Genomic DNA, 26,941 nt, shown 5'->3' with positions numbered 1-26,941 from the left:
TTTCAAGTAACATTCTCCAATAAAATCATGCTTTATGACTTTATCTTGCTTCTAGCTACATAAAGGTGTTTTGCCAAAAAGAAAATAATAATTATAATACCAAACAGCCAAAACCACTTGAACCACTGCTTTTCAGTGATAAGATACCAGTTTCTTCCTAATAGCCAGCCAGCTCCTAAAAACATGGTTACCCAAATGGTGGCATGAACAAAATCATAAAGCAAATACCTGAGCAACGAAATATTGCTTATACCAGCCATATAGGGAGTAATATTTCCCACTGTGGGAATAAAACGCCCGCCAATAATAAAGCCAGGAGCCGATTTTTGAAACCACTCCTGGGCGGTATCAAAACGCTCCGAAGTAAGATGCAAATACCTGCCCCATCTCCTAAAAAATGGTTCCCCAACATGACGTCCAATAAGAAAAGCCGACACTGAACCAGTTATAAATCCGGCCATGGCCACAAACCAGGTCAAAAAAATATTGCTATGACCCTGTTTTGCTAAAAAGCCAGCAAAGGCCACCAGCAAGGTTCCAGGAAAGGGGAGTCCAAAAGCCTCAAAATACATCCCCGCAAATAAGCCCGGCAATCCTAAATTTTTTAAGATCTCCAATATTGTTTCAAACAATTGTCCTTCCTCCCCCCTTAGTATGTCTGGTAAGGGAAGGTAATATTTCGGGGAGTTTATTGTTAAATAAAAAACCTACACTTGGCAGTGTAGGCTTCTGAACATTGAATCATTGTCATTTTTTTAGAAGACCCGGGCGACTCCTCCATAGATAAGACCCCTATGACCATCCACGGTAATGATATCTCCATCGGGTAAAACACTAGCTGCATTTTCTACCCCGACAATAACAGGAATACCAAAATTCAATCCCACAATTGCTGCATGGGAGGTTAATCCTCCCTCTTCGGTAATCACTGCCGAAGCCCTTTCCATGGCTGGTACAAAATCTCTGTCGGTGCCATGGGTAACAAGAATATCACCTGGTTTAACCTTTTCATTGGCATCCTTAGGTGTGGCACAAATTCGCACCTTGCCCGTTGCAGCCCTTTGTCCAATGCCTGTACCTCTGGCCAACAAGGTTCCTACGGTGTGAACCTTAACCATATTGGTGGTTCCATGGACTCCAACGGGAACACCGGCGGTTATAACCACAAGATCCCCGGCCCTGATGATACCTGAGGCCAGACCTGCCTCCACTGAACCAGCAATCATTTCATCTGTCCCGGTTAAATCTGCAATGATTAAAGGTTCAACACCCCATACCAGAGCCAGTTTACGTAAAACATTGGGTCTAGGGGTTACTGCAATAATTGGTACCTTGGGACGGTATTTTGCTATCATTCTGGCGGTATGGCCACTGGCTGTGGCGGTAATAATGGCACTAACACCCAATTCCTTGGCAATGGTGCAAACAGCATGGCTGATACCGTCAGTAACTGTCCTTTGCAGTGTAGCACCACGATGCCTCAAAAGACTGTCAAAGTTCACTGCCAGTTCTGCCCTCTGGGCAATACGAGCCATGGTCTCTACTGTCTGGATTGGGTACTTGCCGGCGGCTGTCTCCCCAGATAGCATAATGGCATCACTGCCGTCAAAAATAGCATTGGCAACATCACTGGCCTCCGCTCTGGTAGGCCTTGGATTTTGAGTCATGGATTCTAACATCTGGGTAGCAGTAATGACCGGCTTGCCAGCCATGTTGCATCTCTCGATCATTGTCTTCTGCAGCACCGGAACTTCCTCGGCGGGAATTTCTACCCCTAGATCACCCCGGGCCACCATTATCCCATCAGAAACATTTATTATATCATCCAGGTTATCTACACCCTGGGCACTTTCAATTTTAGCAATTATGTCTACATCCGCACCAAATTCTTCTACAATTTGGCGAATGGCAATTACGTCGGCTGCCTTACGAATAAAGGAGGCAGCAATAAAATCTACGCTCTGTTCTAAACCAAATTTAATATCTGCAATATCCTTTTCTGTAATGGATGGTAGGTTTACAACCACTCCCGGTAAATTTACACCCTTTTGATTAGAAAGCTGCCCGCCGTTTATAACCCGGCAGAGTACGTCGGTTCCTCCCTCAATGGCCTCTACCTCCATCTCAATAAGACCATCGGCCACAGCAATTTTGCTGCCTGGTCTCACATCTAGGGGCAAATCGCCATAGGTAACAGACACAATGCTGTTGTCACCAACCAAATCCCTGGTGGTAAGTGTAAAGATTTGACCAGGTTCAAGGGTTATGGGAGGCTGAGCAAAGGTCTTCAGGCGAATTTCAGGCCCTTTGGTATCCAGCATGATAGCAATATTTTTGCCCACTTCTCCAGCCGCCTGCCTAATTGCTGCAATTCTATTGGCGTGGTCTTCATGAGTACCATGGGAAAAATTTAGCCTGGCCACATTCATCCCTGCCAACATCATTTTCTTTAAAGTCTCTACATTTTCACTGGCTGGTCCAATTGTACACACAATTTTAGTACGTCTCATTTATGTCACCTCAAGAATAAGAAGTTTATATTGATAGGACTTTGGCAAGCTGATACATATCCTGACTTATGGATGAGGGCTTACCTATTACCTCATCAAGGCTAGTGGCCACCACTTCCCCCGAGCGAACACCTACCATTTTATTTGTTTCTCCTTCCATTAACAGCTCCACAGCTTTTGCTCCCAGTCTGGCGGCCAGTATTCTATCAAAGGCTGAGGGAATCCCCCCCCTTTGGAGATGCCCTAATATGGTTACCTTGGTATCAAAGCCTGTTAGCTCTTTAATTTGCTTACCAACCTCAATGCCACTGGCTGCCCCCTCGGCAACAAGTATAATGGAGTGAAGCTTGCCACGTTTAATACCACTTAAAAGCTTACTGCAAATATCTTCTAAATTAAAGGCTATCTCGGGAATTAAGATGCTTTCTGCACCACCAGCTAAACCGGCAGATAAGGCAATGTTGCCTGAGTTTCTACCCATTACTTCAATTACAAAGGTTCTCTCATGGGAGGTTGCCGTATCTCTAATCTTGTTGATAGCATCCACAACATTGTTTACTGCCGTATCAAAGCCTATGGTATAATCAGTTCCTGCTATGTCGTTATCTATGGTGCCTGGTACTCCTATGACAGGTATTCCATGTTCCTGGTGAAATACACTGGCACCGGTAAAGGAGCCATCCCCACCAATCACAATCAGTCCCTGAATGCCAAATCGGTCAACATTTTCCATGGCCAAGGCACGTCCCTCCGGGGTCATAAAGCGCTTAGACCTTGCCGTATGTAAGATTGTACCGCCTCTGTGAATAATGTCAGCTACCGACCCTAGATTCATTGGACCCATGTCTGCTTCTATAAACCCACTGTAGCCCCGTTTGATGCCGATAACTTCTATGCCATGGTATATTGCCTTCCTAACCACTGCCCTAATACAGGAATTCATTCCCGAGGCATCTCCTCCGCTGGTCAAAACTCCTAATCTCTGCATTCTTACGAAACCCCCTAAAAGCGCTATTATATATCTATAGCCTGCCGCAAAGCGGCAGGCTTATCCCCAATTTTAAAACAATTAAATTATCCAGTTTGTCCCATAGCCCTGAATTTCTCATATCTTGCCTGAACCAGTTCATCGACATCCTGTTCAATAAGGGATTTTAGATTGCGTTCCAGGTAGTGATCTACTTTATTATAAGTGCTTTCCAGATCGCTGTGAGCTCCACCAAGGGGCTCCGGTATAATTTCGTCAATCACGCCAAGTCGCATCAAGTCCTGGGCTGTAAGCTTTAATGCCTCAGCGGCCTCCTTGGCCTTGGTCCCATCCTTCCAGAGGATGCTGGCCGCTGCTTCCGGGGAACTTACAGAAAATATAGCATGCTCCTGCATCAAAACTTTATTGGCTACCCCTAGGGCCAGGGCCCCGCCACTTCCACCTTCACCAATTACAATTGATACAATTGGTATACGCAGGGCTGACATAACCATCAGATTTCTGGCAATGGCTTCCCCTTGTCCCCTTTCCTCTGCACCCATTCCACAATAGGCACCGGAGGTATCAATAAAGCATATAACCGGGCGTTTAAATTTTTCGGCCTGGGTCATTAGTCTAAGGGCTTTACGGAAACCCTCCGGGTGGGCCATGCCAAAGTTTCTTGTTACATTTTCCTTTGTATCATGGCCTTTTAAATGACCAATTACAGTAACTGAGGTTCCTTTATAACGGGCGATCCCACCTAAAACGGCCGGATCATCTCCATAAAGTCGATCGCCATGTAATTCCATAAAGTCAGTAAAAAGTGCATTAATAAAGTCAAGGGTATTGGGCCTGGCAGGATGTCTGGCAATTTGCACCTTTTGCCAGGGGGAAAGATTACTATAGATATCGGCCTTCATATCCTTGGCCTTATTTTCTAACATGACAATCTCGCCGGAGAAGTCTATACCCTTTTCATTTGTAAAACGTTTTAACTCGTCAATCTTAGCCTCTAGCTCTAGCAAGGGCCTTTCAAAATCAAGTGCCATACCGGCCTCCTTCGTAGCTAAATGTGCAGGGAAATAACATTAGCTAGGGTTTCTTTCATTACAGGTCTGCTGACAATCATGTCAACCATACCATGCTGCCGCATAAATTCTGCCCTTTGAAATCCTTCGGGAAGTTTTTGCCGGATAGTTTGCTCTATTACCCTTGGACCAGTGAAACCAATTAAGGCTCCAGGCTCAGCAATAATTATATCTCCTAGGGAAGCAAAGCTGGCGGTCACACCGCCTGTTGTAGGATCAGTAAGTACTGATATAAAAAGTAATCCCGCCTGATCATATTTTGCCAGTGCCGCAGATGTTTTAGCCATTTGCATAAGGGAAAGTATTCCCTCCTGCATACGGGCACCACCGGAAGTGGCAAAAATGATTAATGGTAATTTCTTTACTAAGGCATATTCCACAGCTCTGGTTATCTTTTCGCCAACAACGGAACCCATGCTGCCCATGATAAAGTGGGAGTCCATAACTCCAACTACTACCTTGTATCCCTCTATGGTTCCTTCTCCGGTTACAATTGCTTCATTTTGGCCGGTCGTTTCCTGTACTGCTGTAACTTTTTCTAAATAATTGGGAAAATCCAAAGGGTTAGCGGTATTTAATTCTGTGTCTATCTCTTTAAAGGAGCCTTCATCCAAAGTCATGCGAATTCTCTCCCGGGCATTAAGCCGGAAATGAAAATTGCATTTTTGACAAACCTTTAAGTTCTTGTCCAATTCTTTATTATAAAGGATTTCATTGCAACGGGAACATTTAACCCATAAGCCCTCGGGTATATCCCGTTTCTCCCCCTCTTGGGCACCACCTGGTCGAACGGTGACATATTTAGGCTTACGAAAAATTTCTAAAACCAAGACTCACCTCTCCCTTAAACCAAACCAATTAAATTGTATTTATAACCTCTAAAGCCTCATCTACTTCAGATTCAGGAACCAAGATCTCTACAGAGTTATTATCGTTTGCACTTGGCAGTCCGATATTGCGTAATTTTACCAACAGCCCCTCCTGGGTTAACGCTTGCTGTAATCTCTCGGCTTCTCTCTTGTTGGGCGCAATAAATACCACCGTCCACACGTTTACGGCCCCCTCAGAATTAAAATTACTTTATCCAAAACAATAATTGTTTCTATTTATTGGGGTCTTATTCCTCTTTTTTCTTCCATAAAAATAAGTATATCCAGAGTTTTATCTCTGGATACTGTAGCAAAATCAGTCGTCAGTTTTCATGCTCCCATGTCTGGTCATAACCTCTGCCCTTCCTCTGATTTTTATGGCTGAGGTGTGCTCTGTAAACTGGGCGATCATGATTTCCCCTTTATCCAGCTTCTCAGAATGATGAAACTTTGTATCTCTTCCCCTAGTTAAGCCAATTATGGTAACACCATTTTCCAATGCCTTTACTACTACATATTCGCTATTGTGATTCTCTGCCATCTTTGTTATCACTCCGATTGAATTTCCTCATATTTACAGAAAATCATACCACATTTCCATGGTTATTTCAAGAAAGCCTGGCTAATATAGAAACTCTATTAAAACCCTCTAATACTCTTTAAATATCCAGATCTCTTGTGCATTTTTGACACATTATTTCATATGCATTGATAAGTTTACCATATACTATAAGTTTATCTCCCTGGTATAAAACTTGCTCCCCCCTTGGGGAGTGTATAAAGCTATCCTTCCTTTCAATGGCTAGGATAAATAGCTCTTTGTCCCTTATCTTACTTGCAGCGATGCTTTGCCCTATCAATAAATTACCTTTCTCCAGGGTAACCTCTGACACTCCATACCGCCTATCTAATCTTAATACTTCTTCTACACTGCGTTTTTGCAAGGCCTTATGCCGGGTAAGCTGGCGCTCAATGCCGCGATCCAGGCTTGTTCTAAATCTGCTGCTGGACATAAGACTAATAGGTAGTAAGATAATTACAACTGCGATGGCTACCTGAAGTAGGGTAACTGGGTGTCTCATAATACTTATAAGGGCAGTTACTATGGTAGCAGTACCTAGGTAGCCAAGTATCATCAATACCATGATAATTCGCCGCCGGGCCGGATGTCGCACAACCATCTCTGAATCCGAAGTGGTATATCCCACCGTAACAAGGGCCGATAGGGCTTGGAAACGCGCTTTGTGTAAATCCATTCCCGTTATTTTGAGGGCTATGGCAGATAATTCAACAATTATTATCAATACTAAGATAAAGGATACTAAAAAAACCAGGTTCAATTCCATCACCCCTCAATAAGCCTGGTAAGGGAATTATACCAGGGGGACAGGCAATGTTACAAGTTGGTACATATGGTGTTTTTTTACATCTAGATCTGAAGTATACTCTGGGGAACCTGATAGGCATCGGGATTAAAGGCCTCTTCTGTACTTTTTTTTCTTGATTCCTGCTCAGCTATTTTACCAGGCTCTTTCTTGGTAATCCTTGTCCTATAGTTAAACCTATTATCCCTTACCCCTGTATCTAAGGTAGCAGCCGTTTGAGAATATGCATTCAGACTGCAGCGAAGCTTTACAGAATCAGGGCCTAAAATCTTAATTAGGACATTTCTTAAATCAGGTGCCGGTGTAATGCAAAGGCTCTGTCCAAGTACCTGTACCTCCCGGTTCTCAGGATTGAACAGCTTAACCAGGGTTTTGCCTGGGTATTGCATCAACTGGCTCTCTATTACTTGGATTAGTTCCCTTTGACCGGAGGCAACTTTAAGCCATAATTCACTGCTTATCCCTTCCACCGGCCTAAGCTCCTCCACCAGCACCTTGGGCTCATCCCCGCTATTATTTAACTTACCTATTACCAGCAAGGGTTCCTTCCGGTCTAAAACAAATCCGAAACGCTTTAATACCTCGGGAAATACAACAAATTCACAGCTGCCGGTTAAATCTTCTCCTGACATAAAGGCCATTGGGTCACCTCTTCTGGAGGTAATCCTCTTTACTGAGGAGATTATTACCACCATAAATATCTGTAAACCATCAGTTAATTCCTGAAGCTCAGAAACCCTCCTTACATCTATGGCCTCACAAAGCCAGCTTAGTTCTGACAGGGGATGCCCGGATATATATAGGCCCATGGATTCCTTCTCAAGATCTAACTGCTGCTTTACACTTAATTTCGGCACATGGGGAAGGACAATAGCAATGGACTCCCGAGAATTCTCCGGCATTAGGTCAAAAAGATTTACCTGACCCTGTTCCCTATCCCTGTGAGCCCTATGGGCAAACTCTATACCCATATCTAAGGCTGCCAATAATTGTGCCCTATGGCCATAACGATCCAATGCCCCGGATTTGATTAGGTTTTCCAGAACCCTTCTATTAGCTATTTTAGTATCAACCCTTGTACAAAAATCTGTAAAGCTAGTAAAAATTCCATCAACCTGCCGTGCCTGTATAAACTCATGTACGGCATTCCAGCCAATATTTTTGATGGCTGCCAAACCAAACCTGATAGATTTATCATCCACCGTAAAATTTTCTCGACTGAGGTTTATGTCAGGGGGCAGTACCTGTATATTCATACGCCTGCATTCCTCTATATATAAAACCACCTTGTCGGTATTGTCCCTTACAGATGTTAAAAGTGCCGCCATATACTCCACCGGATAGTTGGCCTTCAAATAAGCAGTTTGGTAAGATACCAGGGCGTAGGCAGCTGAGTGTGATTTGTTGAAACCATAGCCTGCAAAATACTCCATCAAGTCAAACATTTTCTCAGCTAATTGCTTCTCATAACCTCTGGACACAGCTCCTGCAATGGGGTTAACCAGAATTTTTCCCTTTTCATCAACCTGGGTGCCGTTAACAAACCACTCCCTGTGCATGGCCATCATTTGGGCAATTTTCTTACCCATGGCTTTACGTAAAGAGTCCGCCTGTCCCAAAGTGTAGCCTGCCATTATTCTGGCAATCATCATTACCTGTTCCTGATAAAGTATGACACCGTAGGTTTCTTTTAATACGGGAACTAAATCCGAATGGTAATAATCCACCTTTGTTCGTCCGTGCTTTCTCTGAATAAAGTCCTCCACCATACCGCTGCCCAGAGGTCCGGGGCGGTATAGGGCAACCAGGGCAACGATGTCCTCAAAGGCGCTGGGCTTTAATTCCCTTAATATATTCCTCATTCCACTGCTTTCTAACTGAAATACACCGATACCCTCTCCCCTTGACAGCATATTGAAGGTTTCTTTATCCTCTAGAGGAATGTCATTAATATTTAATTTAAATCCCTTTGACTGCTCCACTAACCTTATGGTTTCTTCAATAACAGTTAGGTTACGTAAGCCCAAGAGATCCATTTTTAATAGTCCCAGTTCTTCCACTGTACCCATGGGAAATTGGGTGGTGACCAGCCCATCAGAGGTTCTGCTAAGGGGTAGATACTCCACCAGTGGTTCCCTGGAAATTACCAAGCCGGCAGCATGGGTTGAGGCATGCCTTGGCATTCCTTCTAACTCCACGGCTGTATCTACCAGTTTCCTAACTTCAAGATTATCTTCATAAATTGCCTTTAGATCATGGGAATTCTTTAAGGCCTTATCTATGGTCATGTTTAATTCAGCCGGAACCAGCTTAGCTACCCGGTCAACTTCACCATAGGGCATATCTAGTGCCCTGCCAACATCTCTTATGGCAGCCCTGGCGGCCATGGTGCCAAAGGTTATGATTTGCGCTACCCGATCATCACCATATTTTCTTACAATATAATCAATTATTTCGCCCCGTCTTTCATAGTCAAAATCAATATCAATATCAGGCATAGAAATTCTTTCAGGGTTTAGAAACCTCTCAAACAATAGCCCATACCGAAGTGGGTCAATATTGGTTATCTCCAAAACATAGGCAACAATGCTGCCGGCCGCTGACCCCCTTCCAGGTCCAACTGCTATGCCCTTATCCCGGGCATATTTAATAAAATCCCATACAATGAGGAAATATTCTTCATAGCCCATTTGTCCAATTACCATTAGCTCATATTCAAGCCTATCTGAAACTGCCTGAGAATAATCTCCATACCTTTTAACAGCACCTAGTCTACACTGCTCTCTTAAATAACTAGCTGGGGCATATCCCTCGGGTACTGTAAAATAGGGCAGGTGAAGATGTCCAAAATCTAAGTCCACTTTACAGCGTTCAGCAATACCCACAGTATTAGACAATGCTTCAGGTATTTCTCCAAAAAGCAGGGCCATTTCTTCCGGGTTTTTTAAATACATTTCCTGGGACTCAAATTTCATCCTGCCAGGGGTGTTAATGCTCTTACCAGTTTGAATGCACAGTAATACATCCTGAATATCTGCATGCTGCCGCTTAGTATAATGAACGTCGTTGGTGGCCACCAGGGGGAGCGATAAATCCTTTGATAATCGTAATAGCTCACGATTAACTGTTCTTTGCTCCGGGAATCCATGGTCTTGCATTTCAAGGTAAAAATTATTTCGTCCAAATATATCATAGTATTCCATGGCTGCTTTTCTTGCTTGGTCTGGCTGTCCCCCTAAAATTTTATGGGCTACCTCGCCAGCCAGGCAGCCACTAAGACAAATTAACCCTTGATGATATTTTGCCAGTATCTCCTTATCGATTCTTGGTTTATAATAAAAACCCTGGGTGTAGCCTAAAGAAACCAATTTCAGCAGATTTTTATAGCCCATCTGGTTCTCAGCAAGCAAAACCAGATGATAGGGCTGTTCGTCTAATTTTGGCACCCGGTCTGTCATTTTGCGAGGTGCCACATATACTTCACAACCCAGTATGGGGCGAATGCCCTCTTTATGGCAGGCCTTATAAAAATCCACTATCCCAAACATACAGCCATGATCAGTAATGGCAAGGGAACTCATGCCGGATTCTTTAGCTTGTTTGGCCACCTGATTTATTCTGGCAGCTCCATCCAACAGACTATATTCACTATGTAAATGAAGATGGACAAATTCATGTTTGACCGGCACTTTTATCACTCCCTTACCTAATACCCCTTATTCCAAATAATTTTACCACGTTCAACTCCCTTAATTCCATCAGAAGGGACAATAAAAATTGGGTGTACATGAAAATGCACACCCGTAAGGTTACTTCTTATGTTGTTCTCTAATGTCCTGCCATAAACTCCTTGCCATACGTTCAAAAATAGGATACCTCTTAACCTCTTTATGGCTAATGACCGTTTGCAGCCATTGTATAGCTTCCCTTTCGTTACCCATTCTATGGGACAGCTCTCCTAATAAATAAATCATTCTCAACTCTTTTTTTAGTTCATTGGTTGATTCCCTCTCGTAGGCCCTTTTCATAAACTCCAAGGCCCTCTGTAGAGATTTTTCCTCACTGACCTTATTTCCTTGATAGCGATACAGCCAGCCCAATCGAAGGTAAAGGGAGCCTTTGACTGAGTCCTTTGCATTTCTAAGCTCCTGACAAACAATAGCCAGATTATAGGCTTTTATGGCCATATCCAGTGTTCTAACACCGCCATATTGGTAGCCATCAGTATGCCAATTGGCTAAAATAGTCTTGATTATAGCCTTCTCTGGCTCACTTAAGGGAATGTTGGTTTCACGGGTAAAGGCAAAACCACAATATTTACAAACCATAATATCATAAAAAAGTGGATTAATGCCGGCAAAATAACTACAAAAATCCCTATCTTGACGTTCGATCACAATGTATTTACTTTTTACCTCAGGGTGTTCAAACTCTTTTTCGCAATTTGGACAAGTGAGTTTAATAGGAAATATCATATCTTGATGTTTATTCATTTCTGACTCTCCATTTAACAAATATTCCTAGAACACACAATTCGCTTCATATATCAAAATACCCTGCCATTCATTAAAATATATATCTTCTAGCCCCGAGATACCGGCTTGAAAAAAAGGGATCCTCCATTGCCGTTACAGTTACTCCATCCTTGGTTCTGGCATTTAAAAAATACCCATCTCCCTGGTATATACCAACATGGGACGGACCAGGATCGATGGTGGAAAAGAAAACCAAATCCCCTGGTTGTAAATTATTTTGTTCAACCTGCTTACCCTTTTTAAACTGATCCTGTGCATCCCTTGGCAATCTTAGACCGCAGAGATAATAGGACATATAGGTTAGGCCAGAGCAATCAATGCCTTCGTTAGTCATGCCCCCCCAGAGATAAGGAGCTTTATAAAATAAATGGCCAATATTCAGCACATCAATATTACTAACTGATTCATAAATATTTATCCCGCTATCCTTTTTTTCTATATAAACCTTTTCTCCGCAAGGCATTTCAGCTAAATAATATCGGTCGGCTTCCTTTATCAATCTAAGCTGACTTCCCAAATACAGCTTACATTTTCTTTCTCTTAAACGGTTATTTAAATATAATTCAGCCGTTGGTGAAACTACCCATAACTTTGTTTTATTTTCACTATCAAGGGGCAGGCAAAAATGGTTTATCTTTGCCCACCCCGGCGAACCGTCCTCGGCTTGAATATGAAACCAATCTCCTTCGACTCCCATAACCTGCGCGGTCCAACCAAGCAAAAGCTGGGTTACCAAAGGAATTCCTTCTTCAGGCTGTTCCAGCACATTTATTAATGGCTTGGCTGCCACTATGATTGTTCCAGCTTCAACTTCATATAGATCAGGCATGGGATCACTCCTTTTGCCGGTTTACCTAATCCATATTCCAATTACTTGGAGGATATGCTGTCTACAACATAATTGCCAAAGTCAGGCTGTCCCTTTAGGACCTGCATAAGTTGAATAAACTCGGCGGCAGCTGTTGGATCACTACTGAGCTTTGCCATGGCAGCTTGCTGGTTTTCTTCTGTATCCCAGGCTGATACTACTAAAAACTTTTCCTGGTTGCCTTTTGGTCTAGCAGTATAAATATGAACTAGTCCTGGTTGCTCCTTAACAAACTCCATGTGTCTGTAAATTAAGTCTTTCAGTTCTTCACTCTTTCCTTCTAGTGCCTCAAGTATTCCAAAGGAAATTACCTTCACCTTCCAACCCCCTTAACTAGAATGATTGGTAAATTTGTTCGTATTTTGCCACCCATTGGCCAGCATTAAACCTTTTTAAAGCATGTTCCCTGGCTTGTAAGGATATTTTTTGTCTAAGTCTTTGATTATCTAAGAGTTCCAGGGTATATTGAGCCATCTCCTCAACTTCACCTACATTCGCTAAAAAACCCACCTCACCATGCTCAATAACCTCTGGAATACCACCAGCATTGGTAGCTATCACCGGCACTCCACAGGATAGTGCCTCTAGGGCAGCCAAGCCAAAACTTTCACAGCAGGATGGAAACAGCATAACATCAGAGGCAGCTAGTATGGACGCAACCGAGTCCTGCCGGCCTAAAAAGTATGTATCATCCAGCAGGCCCAACTGGGCCGCCTTTTTTTGGGCCATTGGCATCTCCGGCCCATCCCCAATCATTGCCAACTTGGCTGTCCTTTTTGAACGGATAATACTAAATATGTCTAGGACATCCGACACCCTCTTAAGGGGTCGAAAGTTTGATATATGAATTAATAGAGGTTCCCCGTTAGGGGTTAGTTTACTTTTTATACCCTTTAATCCTGGCTTAAATACGTCGGGATCTACAAAATTATATACTACCGGCAAGTCCCTTGTTAGACCAAAGGTTGCTCTGGTTTGTTTAGCCAAAAAGGAGGAAACAACCGTAACCTCATCACTTACTAATAAACCGTACTTGGTAATCTCGAAAAATTCTTGATGAGCACCCACCAGGGAAGTATCAGTTCCGTGCAGTGTAGTTATAACAGGAATATTTTCACCGGAGATTTGCCTTGCCATATGGGCCCCGAGGGAATGGGGCACTGCATAGTGAGCATGCAATACCTCCAGCTTATGGCGACGCATTACTTCAACGGTTTTGTTTATTTGGGTTAAGAAATAGGGTGGCACTTCAAATAAAGGGTGTTGAAAGGCTGCCACTTCGTGAACATAAATATTAGGGTGATAAGATGACAGTCTAAAGGGCCGTCCTATTGTCACAAAATGTACATCATGGCCCCTTGCTGCCAGGCTTTTTCCTAATTCAGCTGCTACAACCCCACTACCTCCATAGGTAGAGTGGCAAAGAATTCCAATCCTCAACCGAACACCTCCAGCAGATTTAAGGGATTTCTTAATGCTAACGGACCTTTGGTGGTAAACCCTTCTCCATGAAGGACTCCTATTAAAGAACCGAAATAACGATCCCTAGACTCCATTAAATCTAATAAGCTTCCAGGTCCATAATTGAGGAAGGTCTCAACCCTGCCGGCCTTGTTCCCAAACTGGGTCTCGTGGGCTAGAACTGCAGACCTTTTATTATTATATACATCGGAGATATCCACAATAAATTTAGGCTCTGCTGCCTTGGATAAGAAATAATACCAAACTTGGGGCGGTCTATAGGGCTCCATATCTGGTAATAGTTTTCTAAGTCCGGCACTGAAGTGGCTTTCCTGAACCAATCGAGATGTATTGATATGGTCGGGATGCCGATCATCCCAGTAAGGAGCTAAGATTAGGGTTGGGCGACATTCACGAAGGATTTTAACCATTGATAAGATATTCTCACTATTAATATGGATATTCCCATCTGGAATACCCAGGCATTTTCGCCAGGATAAGCCCAAATGCTCAGAAGCTCGCTGGGCCTCCCTATTTCTTTCTTCAGGACTGCCGTTGGAGGCCATTTCCCCACCAGTGAGATCAACTACAGCTACCTTTAAACCCCTTTGCGCCAACACTGCCATTAAGCCTCCGGCTCCTACCTCCACATCATCTGGATGGGCACCAAAGGCAAGAATATCTACCTTGATTATAATCAACACCTTTGCATTTTTTAATTATTATAGCAAAGTATGAAAAAGGGTGTAAGCAAACATAAAATAAGAGACTGCCGGTGGGCAGTCTCAGCCTGTTGAAAAAGGTATAACTGGGTTTTAATAATCCCGAACAGCGACAATCGAAGCAGTGGAAACAGCGCTTCGCGAAGCTGAGGATGCGAAAATGGGTGAGCGGACATGGATGTCCGCGAAAGCCTGAGGTAAACACGATGTTTACTCGAAGGCGGCCCATTTTCGCACGAAGCAAGGGATTAGCGCTGTCCACTGCGGAGAGAGGAGTCGTGAGGGATTATTAAAACCCGAATATAGGTAGTTTCTCGACAATCATAGACTGCCGGTGGGCAGTCTATGATATAGCAGTTTTAGTTTTATCAGCATGGGTTCTCCAGGAACGGTAGTCAATATCAGGGAAGATATTGTTCTGCCACTCCAGATGGGCTAGATAACCCTCATCAATTTTACAGTACTTTATTTGGTCGTAAAGCTGCAGGAAATTAGCCACATGCTGTTTGGTTCTCCTAATGGCATAGGGTACCATAGTCCCGGTGGAGATAATGAAGGCCCAATCACTACTTTGAGCCAACAGCACTTCTCGTCCTGCCTGTTTTAAGGCCCTAAGCAAATTCCCCTCTGCCTTCGGAAAGCTATCTGCTAATTCTGTCATGCGATCCGCAATCATATGCAGATGCCTATAAATCCAATGGTTTTTTTCATTTAACCAAACCTCATTATAGCCGGCAGCACCCCAGGTGGATTGGCAGGGGGTGGCGACTTGATTACATTTATGACGGGTTAAATAATCTGATGGGGTTATTAACTCAATGGATTTTTGATCAAAGGCAATTTTTCTAATTAACATCTCTAACCATAAGGGACCTTCAAACCACCAGTGTCCAAATAACTCCGCATCATAGGGAGAAACAATTAAGGGTGGCCGATCCATATAATTTGCTAAATAATCCACCTGTTTTTCCCGGTTGAACATAAAGTTCCCGGCATGCTGTTCAGCCTTACCCCTGGCCCATTCCGGATTATAGGGTTGTTTATCGGATAAGTCTACCTTTCCGGTTATCCGATGATACTTTAAACCTGTATGTATCCTAATGCCCTCGGGATGGATATAGTCCTTTATATATTCATGGTCAAGATCATATCCGATATCCCGATAGAACTCCCGGTAATCCGGATCACCCGGATAGCCTTCATTTGCACTCCAAACCTGCTTGGAGCTTTCTATGTCCCGACCAAAGGCAGCAACACTTGAACGACAATAAATGGGTGCATAAACACCAAACTTAGGCCGGTGGGAAGCAAATAGCACCCCATGACTGTCGGTGAAAAAGAAATTTATACCGTATTCCTTTAAAATATCATCTACACCTTCATAGTAGCCACATTCAGGAAGCCAGATACCCTTAGGCTCCACTCCAAAATGATCCTTGTGTAATTTTATAGCTTCTTTTATTTGTGCCCTTACAGCTTGAGGGTTGATCATCATCAGTGGCAAAAAACCATGGGTTGCAGCGCAGGTGGTAATTTCCAACCTACCCAAGTCCTGGAACCTTTTAAAGGCCGTTGCCAAATTGCAACCATAGTGATGCACAAATATATCGTAGGCCTTCTGTAGCCTGGTTTTATACATCAAGGCCGCCTGATGGTAGGGAGTCCCATAGGTTCTGGATTCCTCTTTATGGGTTAACTCTATCAATTTTCCCAAATGCTTTACATACCTCTGCTGAAGCAAAGGATCCGTAAACATTGATAAAAGAGGTGGCGAAATCGAAAAGGTTAATCGAAATGGAACATTATCCTGGACTAGCCTTTCAAAGATTTCTACCATCGGTATATACGTTTCAGAAAGGGCTTCATAAAACCACTTTTCTTCTAGAAAATGTTCACTTTCCGGATGCCTTACATAGGGAAGATGAGCATGTAGGACTATAGCCAGGTATCCTTTGGCCAATCAAATTCACCTCTTCGTTATTTTTCTAAGCCAGGAGAAGATATGCCACTTGGAACGATTGATTCAATTCCAGCGATAATTTGTCTTTCCGTTAGAACCGGGGAACTCATGCCATATTTGACTTGACCAATGTACTGGTAAATACCTTCTATCCACATCCATTCCTCATCAATCCTATCGGAAATTGTTGCCCTAGGAGTTGTTACTGTGTTGGAACGAAGTATAGGTACATATTTACCACTGGGTAAAAGTCGACCATATTCAACATAAAATTTGCGATCAGGCTTCCCCACTTCTATAAACCAGTTATCTGCCCAAGGATTAAGGAATAGTTCCCTAAAGCTTTGCACTGTTTGTTCCAGACTATCGGGCATACCTACAACCTCATATACCCTAATAATTGGTTTTGAGGAGTGCCAAAATTCGGCTCCATACAGGTTTGTAAATTCATTCTGCCTGGTTGTGGATATCTCCCAGTAAGCATGAAGCCAATTCGGATCTTTGGCAGTTAGGACTAGTCGATCAATTCCATAATCATGTGGAATATGTGGTCCGTCATCCACCTTAGGTTTTAATTGCACTGCCACAGGAAAAATTTCTTCGGCATATTCTTCCTCTGCTTCAGGAAGTTCTGGCTTCTTAGGAGTAGTCCTGCGTATTATTGGCAGTATCAATGCAGCTATTACCGCTGCAACCGCCACTCCTATTAGCCAAGGCCACAAGTTATCCATCTCTATACCCCTCCTTGGAAAATATGAACAGCTAAACCGAGACAGTATTTATCAATAAAGAGGAAATAATAAAAAAGGTCAAATTATAATGTCAATGACTTTCTTAGTATTGCCCAGCAAAAATGCCTTTATAATGATTTTTATTTTTGTTAAATTGGAATATAGCGGAGGGTGCTTTTTATGAAGAAGGATATTACTATGAAGGAACTGTGGGGAGTTTCTGAGGTGTTGTGGGTTTTTTTTCTGCGAATCGTCCTTGTTTTCCTTGTAGGAAAGTTGATATTACCTTACCTTCCGGGAATTTCGCCACGCCTCGTAGAGGTGGCAGACCGGGCTATTTTGCTTGGATTAACACTTTTCTTTGTGCTGCGCCAGGGAAGTCTGAGGCAGCTAGGTTTTAATTTTGATCATCCTGGACGCCAGATAGGTTATGGCATCGCTGCCGCTATTCCTCTCTATCTCCTGGCCGAGGGGACTCAGCGAGCTCTGGTTTTTTTATTTGCAGCTGATACAGGTACAAATCCTCTGGTCAAAGCGGCTGCAGGAGCTGCCGATCCAGCAGGGCTGCTTTTGCCAATAGTTATTGGTGGTATATTGGTTCCAATAACTGAAGAGGCCTATTATAGAGGTATGGCTTTTTCAGCCTTTGCTAGAAAATGGGGTATTGCCCTGGGTGTGGCAGTAAGCTCTGTCTTTTTCTCAGCAGCTCATTTAAGTGGTATTTGGTTTGCTCAGATTGCCGTGGTGGGTGCAGCATTAGCTATAATTTATCACCTAACCGGCTCTCTATTACCAGGAATAATTGCCCATGGTTTGGTGAATTCTGCCAGGCTCTTGATGGTCTATTGGGGAAATTTGTAGTATTATAAATTTAGTTTTATCAGGAAAGGCACTAAAATCGGCACCATAGTTGAAAGTACGGAACCATTGATAAAGGCTATAATAGCCATATCAGAATCTGTAGCTCTGGTAATAATCGGCAAAGTTGTATCCATTGTTGTGGCACCTCCCGGTGCAATTGTTGACAGTCTCCCTATATAGCGAGCCACCAGGGGAACTGAAATAAATGTCAGCAATTCCCTGGCAACATTGGTCATAAAAGCCAGGGCACCTGTTTCTACATTGTAAATTTCTGAGATGAGTATCCCTGATAAACTATACCAGCCAAAGCCTGCACCTATGGCTGTGGATTCATTGAAGGGAAGTCCTAGGATATAGCCGGAAACGGCTGCTCCCGCCAGGCTACCAATAGCCACCAGCAGGGGCAGCATAAGAATCTTCCAACCCATAGCCCATAGTCTTAGCCATACTTCCCTCTGGCGACCTAAATCAACACCAATGCCAAAAAGCATAAGGTATAAAGCAATGGTGGTTATATTATTTAAGTAGCCTGAGGCATTTTCTGAAAATAGCCAATGGCCAGTAACTACACCTAAAAGTACAGCACCAATAATTACCCAGGTCATTGTTTCACCTGCTTTTATAAATTCTGAGTAGTTTTATTACGATTACCTTCCAGCTGTTTATTAATATAGTTTTCTGCCAGACGGACAAGCATCAGACTTCCCAGGATACTGCCAAAGGCTAAAACCATAGCCTGCCAGCCAAGACGACTTAAGTCTGATACTAGTTTATCGTTTGCCCCTAATTGTGCACCCATGGCAAAGAGCATAATAATTAAACAAATGGCCGTAAATTTACTGACGTAATTTTGGCTGTAGGGAAGTATTTTAAAACGACCTACTATAATTCCTATGGCCACGGCCAATAGTACTGAACCCATTCAATCACTTCCTAGGGTAAATTACTGTAAAAGCCAACTGTTGACAGTCTTTGACGCACACTATTATACTTTATCATGGCTTGGATTTTTAGGTCAATATTGACAAAGGAGGAATTATTTTGTTCTCTAATCCAGATGATCATAAAATAAAAGAGCTTCTAAAGGAATGTAAAACTATCGCTGTTGTGGGGCTATCGGACAAGCCAAATCGAGATAGCTTTAAAGTTGCCCAGTATATGCAGCAGCAGGGATATCGTATCATTCCGGTTCATCCCCGGGTTAAGGAGGTCCTTGGTGAGAAATCCTATAAAACCTTAGCTGAGATACCCGAGCCAATAGATCTCGTTAATGTATTTAGAAAGAGTGAGGATACTCCGGGAGTAGTAGAGCAGGCCATTCCCCTTGGTCCTAAGGCAATCTGGCTACAATTAGGCATCGCCAATGACGCTGCAGCAGCACTTGCCTCTAATGCTGGAGTTACCTTTATTCAAGATTCATGCATCAAGGTGGAGCATGCCAGGCTGTTGAAAAATGGCTAACAAGGAGACCGTAAAAAGGGCCCAAATGATTATGGGTAAATTATCGGAGCTGTACCCTGATGCAGCCACAGAGCTTGAGTTTTCTACTTCCTTTGAATTACTCATAGCTGTAATCTTATCGGCCCAATGCACTGATGTTCAGGTAAACAAAATCACCAAAAAGCTGTTTAAGAATTATTCAACTCCAGGGGATTTTGCCGGTCTAACACCGGAGCAATTGGCTCTGGAGATCAAGGGCTGTGGATTATTCCGCAATAAAAGTAGATTTATCGTTGATACCAGCAAAATCATTTTAGAGAGGTATCAAGGTCAGGTTCCTGATAAGCGAGAGGACTTAGAAAAGCTACCGGGAGTCGGCCGAAAAACTGCTAATGTAGTTTTAGGTGTAGCCTTCGGCCAGAGTACCTTTCCGGTTGATACCCATGTGCATCGACTGGCTCAGCGCTGGGGGCTATCCAATGGTAAAGGACCGGAGCAGTCGGAAAAGGATCTGTGTCAAGTTTTTCCCGAGGCATTATGGCAAAGGCTTCATCACCAGATGATCCTTCACGGTAGAAGGATTTGTCTGGCAAGAAGTCCCCGCTGTGAGCTTTGTGGTTTAATAGAAGTTTGTCCATCAGCAAATAATAAAGGAGCGCCAAAGTAATGCATATAGTATTGGTAGAACCGGAAATACCAGCCAATACCGGTAATATTGCCAGGACCTGTTCGGTAACCGGGGCAAGCCTGCATCTAGTGAGACCCTTGGGATTTTCCACCGATGACCGCCACCTAAAAAGAGCCGGCCTGGACTACTGGCAGCAGTTGGATATCCATTACCATGATGATTTCCCGGCCCTTAAAGCTAAATACCCCCATGGACGTTTCTGGTATTTCACCACTAAAGCCAGTAAATCCTTTCATCAGGTAGACTTTCAACGGGATGATTTTATTGTCTTCGGCAAGGAGACTGCCGGTCTCCCCAAGGAGCTGTTGGCTGCCAATCCAGACTATTGTATTAGGATTCCTATGTTAAGCAGTGTTCGCTCCTTAAATCTTTCCAACTCAGTCGCCATAGCAGTATACGAAGCCCTCCGTCAGCTGGACTTCCCAAACATGCAATAAACAAAATCCCACTTCATGTGGGATTTGCAGATTGTCGAGGAACTACCTATATTCGGGTTTTAATAATCCCTCACGACTCCTCTCTCCGCAGTGGACAGCGCTAACCGCTTGCTTCGGGCGAAAATGGGCCGCCTTCGAGTAAACATCGTGTTTACCTCAGGCTTGCCCGGACGTCCATGTCCGGGCACCCATTTTCGCATCCTCAGCTTCGCGAAGCGCTGTTTTCCACTTCTCCGAATATCGCTGCTCGGGATTATTAAAACCCGGTTGTATCTTTTTCAACAGTCTGAAATCCCACTTCATGTGGGATTTTATTTTATCTATCCAATTAAGATTTTTTCCTCTGCATATCGAATGTTTGGTTTCACATTCCTCCGGGCTAAGGCATAGGCCAGGGTCAAAGGACCTAAACGACCTATAAACATTGTTACTATAATTATTAACTTGCCTAAAACCGATAATTCTGCCGTTAAGCCCATAGACAGCCCAACTGTTCCAAAGGCAGAGGTTGCTTCAAATAAGACCTCAAGAAAATCCCTTTGGAGGCTATGTTCTGTAATTGTTAATAGTAGTGTTGAGGTCATCACCACTCCTAGAGAAATTATGATAACAGCAAGGGATCTAAGTATCATATCAGTAGCAACTGTTCTTTTAAAAACTGAAACCTCACTCCGCCCTTTAATAATATTTGATAATGATAGAATTAATATTGCAAAGGTAGTTGTTTTGATACCACCGCCGGTAGAACCGGGGGACGCTCCAACAAACATTAGGAAGATGATAAATAGCTGAGAAGCAGCCATCATCTGTCCGATATCTATGGTATTAAAACCTGCTGTTCTAGTAACAACACCTTGGAAATAGGATGCCCATAGTCTTTCACTAAATGTTAAATCCCCAAAGGTTTTAGGATTTAGCGACTCCATGACTAGAACAAATAGAAAACCGGCAGCACAAAGAATACCTGTGGTAATTAAGACAATTTTAGAGTTTAAGGATAATTTTTGCCACTTTCTCTTTATGTATATGTCCAGGATGACAATGAAGCCTATCCCGCCGATTATAAATAAACTACTTATTACTACATTGACAATGGGATCTCCCATGTAGCGTGTTAAACTATCCGGCCATAGTGCAAAACCAGCATTGTTAAATGCCGACACTGCATGAAACAATGCATAATAAAATGACTTCAAAGGTCCCATTTCTTCATACCAGTTTATTGTTAAAATCAATGTAGCAATTGATTCAAAAAGTAAGGAAATAAATAATATATTTAATGCTAGTCTTACTAATCCAGAATTTGACATAGAATGAGTTGATTCTTGAATTAACAGCCTTTCTCTTAAACCTATTTTTTTCCCTAATAGAACTGCTGTAGTAACCCCGAAGGTCATAAACCCCAAGCCGCCTAGTTGAATTAAAATCATAATAATAATTTGACCAAACAAAGTATAGTCTGAACCAGTGTCAAAAACAACCAGCCCAGTTACACATACAGCTGAAGTTGCAGTAAATAGCGAATCTAAAAATCCAAGGCTTTCACCGGTGGACGACGCTATAGGTAATGACAATAAAAGGGTTCCCAAAAATATTATTATTGCAAAGCCAATAATGATGAGGAAGGGAGGGTTGATTTTTTTTGAAAATGCCATCATTTTGCCTCCAAAGGGCTTCTAAATATCAATAGTTTCAAACTTTTGAAGCTTTTCATTCTTACCAATAACCACCAGGATATCGCCCTCCAGCATTACTTGACTGGGGTGTGGTGAAATAATGATCTCTACTCCCCTGCGAATGGCTAAGATACTTACTCCATATTTTTGTCGGGCATTTGACTTCTCAAGGGATTTATTAATAAAATCAGGCGGCACAGCCATCTCCACCAAACTATGCTCCGGGGAGAGCGCAATCTGATCCATTATGTTCTTAGAAACAAGGGCCTGGGCGACTTTTATACCCATATCCCGTTCAGGGTATACTACTTTATCCACCCCTACACGCTCTAGCACTTTACCATGCAAATCAGTCTGTGCCTTAGCTACTACCTTGTTTACACCCATTTCTTTTAGCATTACTGAGACTAGTATGTTTGCTTGGATATTCTTTCCTATGGCAACGACTACCACATCAAAATTTCTAATGCCAAGGGCTTTTAAAACAGGTTCATCTATAGCATCAACCTTCACCGCTTGTGTTAACTTATCCCCTAATTCGTTAACTCTTTCTTCATTAACATCAATTCCTAGAACCTCATAACCCATATTTATTAAGGTTGTAGCAACACTTGTGCCAAATCTACCTAATCCAATAATTGCAAATTGTTTCATTTACAATCTCCTTCTCATAAAAAAACTAACGACACATGTGCCGTTAGTTTATGCATTGCAAAGAAATCCCATTAATAATATGGAACAGCACTTCTACGCTTACGAGGTTAGCTGACGGATTCGGGTTGAAGCTTAACCCTACCAAATATGGATTCACCCCAAAAAAGTGGTTCCCCCGCTTCAAATGAATTCAGCGCTAATTTTTAGTTGTTACAAGTAAATATTACTCCTATTGTTTAAAGTTGTACATCTTTTTTTTATAATATTTGATAAATACTTAAGCTAAAGGCCCTATCCTAATTTAACTATTCTTTATTAAATGTATTACTTCTTCCGTAAGCCGGTCAAGGGGCAGTTCCTGTGCCGCCCCCTGAACAAAACCGGAGCTTCCGCCACCCTTTCCCTTTAGTAAAGGCCAAATATGTTCTGCCAATTTGCTGGCCGGAACGGGAGTACTTTGACCGCAGGCGAAAACGACATTAAAAGGTCCCTGGCCTCCGGCTAATATCGTCACCTGGTTCTCTAGATTCAAGGAACAAGCTAATCCTCGAAGCATATCCATATCTGCATCATCAATATGCTGAATTATTAATGTAACGTCATTTATCCTTTGGGCTTTATTCCTTAGTTCTCCGGCAATAGCTTGATATTTGAATTTTAATAGCTCTTTGCGCTCCCTTTGGAACTGTTTAATTTCCTGCTCCCGTTTGTTTATTCTTGTGACAGCCTCGCTTCCCGCTGCACCAACGGCATCTTCTAAATCTTTCAGCAGGTTTGCTGTCCCTTGCATCCAAATGACCGCCCTTAGGCCGCATATGAAGTGGAGTCTCACATGAGTCCTCACCTTTTCAGTCTTCAGTAGTTTTATGGGTCCAACCTCACCGGTATATCTAGGGTGAGTACCACAGCAGGCATTTTCATCTATACCGGGTATAATAACGAGGCGGACTTCCGTCTGTTCCGAAGGAAGCTTTGCCATCAGCTCCGGGGCTAGCTGATCTCTTCGGTAATACTCGGTCTTTACTGGTAAATTTTCCATAACTATGTTGTTAGCCTCTATCTCCGCCTCTTTTAAAAGCTCTGGCGATAGATTCGAGGTTTTTAGATCAATGGTACAAGTTTCTTGTCCTAAATGAAAGCCAATTGTTTCAAAGCCATACTGCTGCTCAAAAATAGCAGAAATAATATGTTGGCCATGATGCTGCTGCATATGATCCCTGCGTCTTTCCGCATCTACCGTCATTAATACCTCAGTTCCCAAAGAAGGCATGGCTGTACCGGCAATCCAGTGGATAATTTGGCCATTTCTTTCTTCAACATGTAATACCTCGTAGGATCGACGAGCACAGACCAAATTTCCTTGATCCGATGGTTGACCACCACCCTCTGGGTAAAACACAGTATTTTCGATTAAGATTCCGGTCTTTTCTTCCTCAGCAATGCTTCCTGTAACTTTAGACCTAAACTGCAACAAATAGGGATCATCTTGATAAAGCCCCCGCAAGAAATACAACCCCTCTCTTCCTGGATAATTCACTTATCTATTCGACAATGATACGATTTTCCCTTTCAAATAAGGCAAAGAGCCTAACCAAAAGGTCAGGCTCTGGCTATTTGATTGATTTTTTGGGCATATAGGTCTGTTAATTCCTCTGCAACCTCCATGGATATACCCTCAGTGAAAACTCGACAAATTGGCTCCTCTGGATCCGGTAGCACCAACGCCCAGCCATGGGGGTGATACACTTTTACCCCGTCCAGCAATTCCATTTTATCCGCCTGTTCTTCAATAAGTCTCCTTATCACACGGCCTTTAGCTTCCCACGGCACTTCAACCTCTTTCTTCTGCAGATAAAACTCAGGTATTTCCGACAATAATTCTGATAAAGCAACGCCCTCCCTGGCACAAAAATCTAATACTCGGATTAGAGCTGAAAGGGCATCAAAATTCATCATTTGATGATGTACAGGTTCACCAACCTGGTTACTATGACTCAGAATTTTATCTAACAGATCTTGTTGAGATGTCTTGGTTCTTACCACCCTTCCCTTGTACCGCTCTGCCAATTCATCTATAACCCTGGGGGCAGTCACCGGAACTATGACCGGGCCAACCTTTTCCTTTAAGATGATTAGTGAAAGCAGTGCCGTTAGCATTTCATCACTTATGACGTTTCCTTTTCCATCAATCATGATCAGCCTGTCGGCATTAGGATCTATTATTGCACCGGTTGCCTTCCCATGACTTTCAACGGCTTTCTGCACATCCTGCAACAGAGCTAAATAATTTTGCCAATCCTTTGGCTGATCATCTAGTTCTAAGTTTTCTAAGGTAATGCCTAGGGTGCCCAGGGTCTTAGAAATAAATGGATCTAGATTGGTTCTATTATAGGATAATACTAAATGATGACCCGATTTCTTTATTGCCTCAGCATTTATACCATGAATAACATTTTCGATATATAACCCTGCTACCACCTGGTCATTCTTTATGGGGATTATTTTTTTAGCATCCACCCGACGAGAATCTTCCCGATCCAAGGTTCCTTCAATTTTTCTCTCTTGACCCCGTGAAATATTGCCTCCCAGCTCATTGGTAAATAATAGATTTATTTTATCCGAGCGGTGGGAATTAATTCTTACATGAATGCCACCCTTACAATTGTTGGCCCTGACTGCAAACCTGTGCATGGGAGTTATCCCTTGGCCAAAGTCTAAGACTTCAACACCTGACGACTGAAGACCGCTGGCTAGAGCAGATTTAATCATGATTGAGGCAGGAAAACTATCACAGGATATGCCCACCTTTGAGCCTATACCTAGCCCTGCCCCGTAAGCTGCACCAACCCTACAGGCAAATTCAGGGGTAATATCAATATTAGCTAATCCGGTAATTCCCTCAATCCCAAAGAGGTTTTTAGCTTTGGCTGTTCCCCATACAAGGCTGCTCTCTACCGTTGCCCCTGCTTCTATAACTTTGCCGGGCCATAATTTAACGTCTGGTTTAAGTAGGCTACGTTCTTTTAAGACCGATTCATTTCCTACCACTGAGCCTTCATATATAGAGGCATTACTATTAATCTTAACCCCACTTGCAACCACAGCGCCACGTATTGAAGACTTAGGTCCAATATACACATTATCCCAAAGAACACTTCGTTTTATTGTAGCCTGCTCTTGAACCAAGCAGCCGTCACCAATTACCGAAAAGGAGTCAATCACTGTTGAAGCTCCAATAGTACAATTATTTCCTAGCAGGACAGGGCCCTTTAGCAGTGCCCTGGAATTAACCTCACAGTTTTCACCAACCCATAAGCCAGGAGCAATTTCTTCACCGGGGATAGACACCTGAACTTGACCGGTCAGACAGTCATGCTGGGCTTGAACATACTGCTGCAGATTGCCAATATCACACCAGTAACCCGGCAAAGCAATGCCAAACATTGGCTGTTTATCCTTAAGCAGCCTGGGGAAAAGATCCTTGCTAAAGTCAAATTTTTGTCCTGGTTCGAAATAGTTTAATACTTCCGGTTCCAATATGTAGATGCCGGTATTGACTGTGTCACTAAACACTTCACCCCAGCCCGGCTTTTCTAAAAATTGAGTAATTCTTTGCCCTTTATCGGTTATTACCACTCCGTATTCCAGTGGACAATCCACTTGTTTTAAAACCAGGGTTGCCATGGCACCTTTTTGACGATGGAATTCCATAGCCTTACTCAAATCTAAATCTGTCAAAGCATCGCCACTAATTACAACAAAGGTTTGATCGAGAAACCTCTGGGCATTTTTAACACTACCGGCAGTTCCAAGGGGAACTTCTTCCACATAGTAACGCATATGAACACCAAAATCTGCGCCATTGCCAAAGTAATCTCGAATGGCTTCAGGGATATATTGCAGAGTAACTCCAATATCCTGCACTCCATGTTTCTTAAGAAGCTCTAAAATATGTTCCATCATTGGACGGTTAACAACCGGCATCATTGGCTTTGGTCTTTCACATGTCAAGGGCCTAAGTCTAGTTCCTTCACCACCAGCCATAATAATTGCCTTCAAGCCTAATCACTCCTTGGATTCAGATAC

26 protein-coding genes and 1 riboswitch are annotated in these 26,941 nt (G+C 42.9%); of the genes, 4 read left to right on the top strand and 22 right to left on the bottom strand.

Annotation, left to right across the window (positions count from 1 at the left end; translation table 11 throughout):
- Positions 1 to 32 precede the first annotated feature (32 nt).
- The 16 genes from P6N53_RS14675 to P6N53_RS14600 all read right to left on the bottom strand — a co-directional run bounded on the left by P6N53_RS14675 (position 33) and on the right by P6N53_RS14600 (position 17,099).
- The gene (locus P6N53_RS14675; protein ID WP_304544468.1) at positions 33 to 632 is read right to left on the bottom strand and encodes a DedA family protein; all 600 of its coding nucleotides are present in this window, start codon (positions 630 to 632) and stop codon (positions 33 to 35) included.
- A gap of 123 nt (positions 633 to 755) precedes the next feature.
- Entirely contained in the window at positions 756 to 2,510 is a 1,755-nt protein-coding gene (gene pyk, locus P6N53_RS14670) for a pyruvate kinase (protein WP_304544467.1), read from the bottom strand.
- A gap of 25 nt (positions 2,511 to 2,535) precedes the next feature.
- On the bottom strand, positions 2,536 to 3,498 hold the full coding sequence (gene pfkA, locus P6N53_RS14665) for a 6-phosphofructokinase (RefSeq protein WP_304544466.1): 963 nt from the start codon (positions 3,496 to 3,498) through the stop codon (positions 2,536 to 2,538).
- Between the two features lie 86 nt (positions 3,499 to 3,584).
- On the bottom strand, positions 3,585 to 4,529 hold the full coding sequence (locus tag P6N53_RS14660; RefSeq protein ID WP_304544465.1) for an acetyl-CoA carboxylase carboxyltransferase subunit alpha: 945 nt from the start codon (positions 4,527 to 4,529) through the stop codon (positions 3,585 to 3,587).
- A 17-nt stretch (positions 4,530 to 4,546) separates the two neighbouring features.
- Positions 4,547 to 5,398 (bottom strand): acetyl-CoA carboxylase, carboxyltransferase subunit beta, encoded by an 852-nt coding sequence (accD, locus tag P6N53_RS14655; RefSeq protein ID WP_304544464.1) that lies wholly within the window; start codon positions 5,396 to 5,398, stop codon positions 4,547 to 4,549.
- A gap of 28 nt (positions 5,399 to 5,426) precedes the next feature.
- A complete protein-coding gene (locus P6N53_RS14650) occupies positions 5,427 to 5,618 on the bottom strand; it encodes a putative signal transducing protein (RefSeq protein WP_304544463.1) in 192 nt (63 codons plus the stop codon).
- A 135-nt stretch (positions 5,619 to 5,753) separates the two neighbouring features.
- Positions 5,754 to 5,978, bottom strand: coding sequence for a trp RNA-binding attenuation protein MtrB (gene mtrB / locus P6N53_RS14645; protein WP_304544462.1), 225 nt, complete (start codon positions 5,976 to 5,978; stop codon positions 5,754 to 5,756).
- 118 nt (positions 5,979 to 6,096) lie between these two features.
- Entirely contained in the window at positions 6,097 to 6,777 is a 681-nt protein-coding gene (locus P6N53_RS14640; RefSeq protein ID WP_373323057.1) for a TrkA C-terminal domain-containing protein, read from the bottom strand.
- Positions 6,778 to 6,866: 89 nt separating this feature from the next.
- Positions 6,867 to 10,511, bottom strand: coding sequence for a DNA polymerase III subunit alpha (locus tag P6N53_RS14635; RefSeq protein ID WP_304544459.1), 3,645 nt, complete (start codon positions 10,509 to 10,511; stop codon positions 6,867 to 6,869).
- A 120-nt stretch (positions 10,512 to 10,631) separates the two neighbouring features.
- Entirely contained in the window at positions 10,632 to 11,315 is a 684-nt protein-coding gene (locus P6N53_RS14630; protein WP_304544458.1) for a DUF2225 domain-containing protein, read from the bottom strand.
- Between the two features lie 73 nt (positions 11,316 to 11,388).
- Positions 11,389 to 12,186: a C40 family peptidase gene (locus P6N53_RS14625; protein WP_304544456.1), complete on the bottom strand. Its 798-nt coding sequence runs from the start codon at positions 12,184 to 12,186 to the stop codon at positions 11,389 to 11,391.
- 41 nt (positions 12,187 to 12,227) lie between these two features.
- Positions 12,228 to 12,542, bottom strand: a complete 315-nt coding sequence (locus tag P6N53_RS14620; protein WP_304544454.1) for an antibiotic biosynthesis monooxygenase family protein — start codon at positions 12,540 to 12,542, stop codon at positions 12,228 to 12,230.
- A 16-nt stretch (positions 12,543 to 12,558) separates the two neighbouring features.
- Entirely contained in the window at positions 12,559 to 13,665 is a 1,107-nt protein-coding gene (gene bshA, locus P6N53_RS14615; protein ID WP_304544453.1) for an N-acetyl-alpha-D-glucosaminyl L-malate synthase BshA, read from the bottom strand.
- Entirely contained in the window at positions 13,662 to 14,390 is a 729-nt protein-coding gene (gene bshB1, locus P6N53_RS14610; RefSeq protein WP_304544451.1) for a bacillithiol biosynthesis deacetylase BshB1, read from the bottom strand. Before bshB1 ends, bshA begins: the two co-directional genes overlap by 4 nt.
- Before the next feature lie 361 nt (positions 14,391 to 14,751).
- Positions 14,752 to 16,368, bottom strand: coding sequence for a glycoside hydrolase family 57 protein (locus P6N53_RS14605; RefSeq protein WP_304544449.1), 1,617 nt, complete (start codon positions 16,366 to 16,368; stop codon positions 14,752 to 14,754).
- Between the two features lie 17 nt (positions 16,369 to 16,385).
- Positions 16,386 to 17,099 carry a DUF4912 domain-containing protein gene (locus tag P6N53_RS14600; RefSeq protein WP_304544448.1) on the bottom strand — a complete coding sequence of 238 codons (714 nt, stop codon included), beginning with the start codon at positions 17,097 to 17,099 and terminating at the stop codon, positions 16,386 to 16,388.
- Between the two features lie 180 nt (positions 17,100 to 17,279).
- Between P6N53_RS14600 and P6N53_RS14595 the strand changes: the two genes are divergently transcribed.
- Positions 17,280 to 17,960 (top strand): CPBP family intramembrane glutamic endopeptidase, encoded by a 681-nt coding sequence (locus tag P6N53_RS14595; RefSeq protein WP_304544446.1) that lies wholly within the window; start codon positions 17,280 to 17,282, stop codon positions 17,958 to 17,960.
- Between the two features lie 2 nt (positions 17,961 to 17,962).
- On the opposite strand, the gene P6N53_RS14590 is transcribed toward P6N53_RS14595, so the two are convergent.
- Positions 17,963 to 18,565 carry a LysO family transporter gene (locus tag P6N53_RS14590; RefSeq protein ID WP_304544444.1) on the bottom strand — a complete coding sequence of 201 codons (603 nt, stop codon included), beginning with the start codon at positions 18,563 to 18,565 and terminating at the stop codon, positions 17,963 to 17,965.
- 14 nt (positions 18,566 to 18,579) lie between these two features.
- A complete protein-coding gene (locus P6N53_RS14585) occupies positions 18,580 to 18,882 on the bottom strand; it encodes a LysO family transporter (RefSeq protein ID WP_304544442.1) in 303 nt (100 codons plus the stop codon).
- A 119-nt stretch (positions 18,883 to 19,001) separates the two neighbouring features.
- Here P6N53_RS14585 and P6N53_RS14580 point away from each other — a divergent pair, with 119 nt between their 5' ends.
- The 3 genes from P6N53_RS14580 to trmL are packed head-to-tail and all read left to right on the top strand — an operon-like array spanning position 19,002 to position 20,525.
- Entirely contained in the window at positions 19,002 to 19,421 is a 420-nt protein-coding gene (locus tag P6N53_RS14580) for a CoA-binding protein (RefSeq protein ID WP_304544440.1), read from the top strand.
- The gene (gene nth, locus P6N53_RS14575) at positions 19,414 to 20,067 is read left to right on the top strand and encodes an endonuclease III (RefSeq protein WP_304544437.1); all 654 of its coding nucleotides are present in this window, start codon (positions 19,414 to 19,416) and stop codon (positions 20,065 to 20,067) included. The genes P6N53_RS14580 and nth overlap by 8 nt, the downstream gene beginning before the upstream one ends.
- Positions 20,067 to 20,525, top strand: coding sequence for a tRNA (uridine(34)/cytosine(34)/5-carboxymethylaminomethyluridine(34)-2'-O)-methyltransferase TrmL (trmL, locus tag P6N53_RS14570; RefSeq protein ID WP_304544435.1), 459 nt, complete (start codon positions 20,067 to 20,069; stop codon positions 20,523 to 20,525). Before nth ends, trmL begins: the two co-directional genes overlap by 1 nt.
- Positions 20,526 to 20,845: 320 nt before the next feature.
- Here the strand turns inward: trmL and P6N53_RS14565 are convergent, their stop codons facing one another.
- The 4 genes from P6N53_RS14565 to P6N53_RS14550 all read right to left on the bottom strand — a co-directional run bounded on the left by P6N53_RS14565 (position 20,846) and on the right by P6N53_RS14550 (position 26,914).
- Complete coding sequence (locus P6N53_RS14565) at positions 20,846 to 22,180, bottom strand: TrkH family potassium uptake protein (RefSeq protein ID WP_304544433.1); 1,335 nt, start codon at positions 22,178 to 22,180, stop codon at positions 20,846 to 20,848.
- A 21-nt stretch (positions 22,181 to 22,201) separates the two neighbouring features.
- Positions 22,202 to 22,855 (bottom strand): potassium channel family protein, encoded by a 654-nt coding sequence (locus P6N53_RS14560; protein WP_304544431.1) that lies wholly within the window; start codon positions 22,853 to 22,855, stop codon positions 22,202 to 22,204.
- Positions 22,856 to 22,936: 81 nt separating this feature from the next.
- Positions 22,937 to 23,061: riboswitch (cyclic di-AMP (ydaO/yuaA leader) on the bottom strand.
- 95 nt (positions 23,062 to 23,156) lie between these two features.
- Positions 23,157 to 24,368 carry an alanyl-tRNA editing protein gene (locus P6N53_RS14555; RefSeq protein WP_304544429.1) on the bottom strand — a complete coding sequence of 404 codons (1,212 nt, stop codon included), beginning with the start codon at positions 24,366 to 24,368 and terminating at the stop codon, positions 23,157 to 23,159.
- An 86-nt stretch (positions 24,369 to 24,454) separates the two neighbouring features.
- A complete protein-coding gene (locus P6N53_RS14550) occupies positions 24,455 to 26,914 on the bottom strand; it encodes a mannose-1-phosphate guanyltransferase (protein ID WP_304544427.1) in 2,460 nt (819 codons plus the stop codon).
- Positions 26,915 to 26,941 lie beyond the last annotated feature (27 nt).

Source organism: Desulforamulus aquiferis (assembly GCF_030577015.1).
GTDB classification, from domain to species: Bacteria; Bacillota; Desulfotomaculia; order Desulfotomaculales; family Desulfotomaculaceae; genus Desulfotomaculum; species Desulfotomaculum aquiferis.
The sequence above is the reverse complement of the archived record's forward strand: the minus strand, read 5'-3'. Positions and strand labels throughout refer to the sequence as shown.

Bases quoted from the DNA above. Each gene is read 5' to 3' on its own strand.
- trmL (WP_304544435.1), top strand. From the start codon at position 20,067: ATGCATATAGTATTGGTAGAACCGGAAATACCAGCCAATACCGGTAAT.
- P6N53_RS14585 (WP_304544442.1), bottom strand. From the start codon at position 18,882: ATGGGTTCAGTACTATTGGCCGTGGCCATAGGAATTATAGTAGGTCGT.
- mtrB (WP_304544462.1), bottom strand. From the start codon at position 5,978: ATGGCAGAGAATCACAATAGCGAATATGTAGTAGTAAAGGCATTGGAA.
- P6N53_RS14560 (WP_304544431.1), bottom strand. From the start codon at position 22,855: ATGAAACAATTTGCAATTATTGGATTAGGTAGATTTGGCACAAGTGTT.
- P6N53_RS14595 (WP_304544446.1), top strand. From the start codon at position 17,280: ATGAAGAAGGATATTACTATGAAGGAACTGTGGGGAGTTTCTGAGGTG.
- P6N53_RS14630 (WP_304544458.1), bottom strand. From the start codon at position 11,315: ATGAATAAACATCAAGATATGATATTTCCTATTAAACTCACTTGTCCA.
- pfkA (WP_304544466.1), bottom strand. From the start codon at position 3,498: ATGCAGAGATTAGGAGTTTTGACCAGCGGAGGAGATGCCTCGGGAATG.
- P6N53_RS14590 (WP_304544444.1), bottom strand. From the start codon at position 18,565: ATGACCTGGGTAATTATTGGTGCTGTACTTTTAGGTGTAGTTACTGGC.
- P6N53_RS14660 (WP_304544465.1), bottom strand. From the start codon at position 4,529: ATGGCACTTGATTTTGAAAGGCCCTTGCTAGAGCTAGAGGCTAAGATT.
- P6N53_RS14625 (WP_304544456.1), bottom strand. From the start codon at position 12,186: ATGCCTGATCTATATGAAGTTGAAGCTGGAACAATCATAGTGGCAGCC.
- P6N53_RS14565 (WP_304544433.1), bottom strand. From the start codon at position 22,180: ATGGCATTTTCAAAAAAAATCAACCCTCCCTTCCTCATCATTATTGGC.
- nth (WP_304544437.1), top strand. From the start codon at position 19,414: ATGGCTAACAAGGAGACCGTAAAAAGGGCCCAAATGATTATGGGTAAA.
- P6N53_RS14600 (WP_304544448.1), bottom strand. From the start codon at position 17,099: ATGGATAACTTGTGGCCTTGGCTAATAGGAGTGGCGGTTGCAGCGGTA.
- pyk (WP_304544467.1), bottom strand. From the start codon at position 2,510: ATGAGACGTACTAAAATTGTGTGTACAATTGGACCAGCCAGTGAAAAT.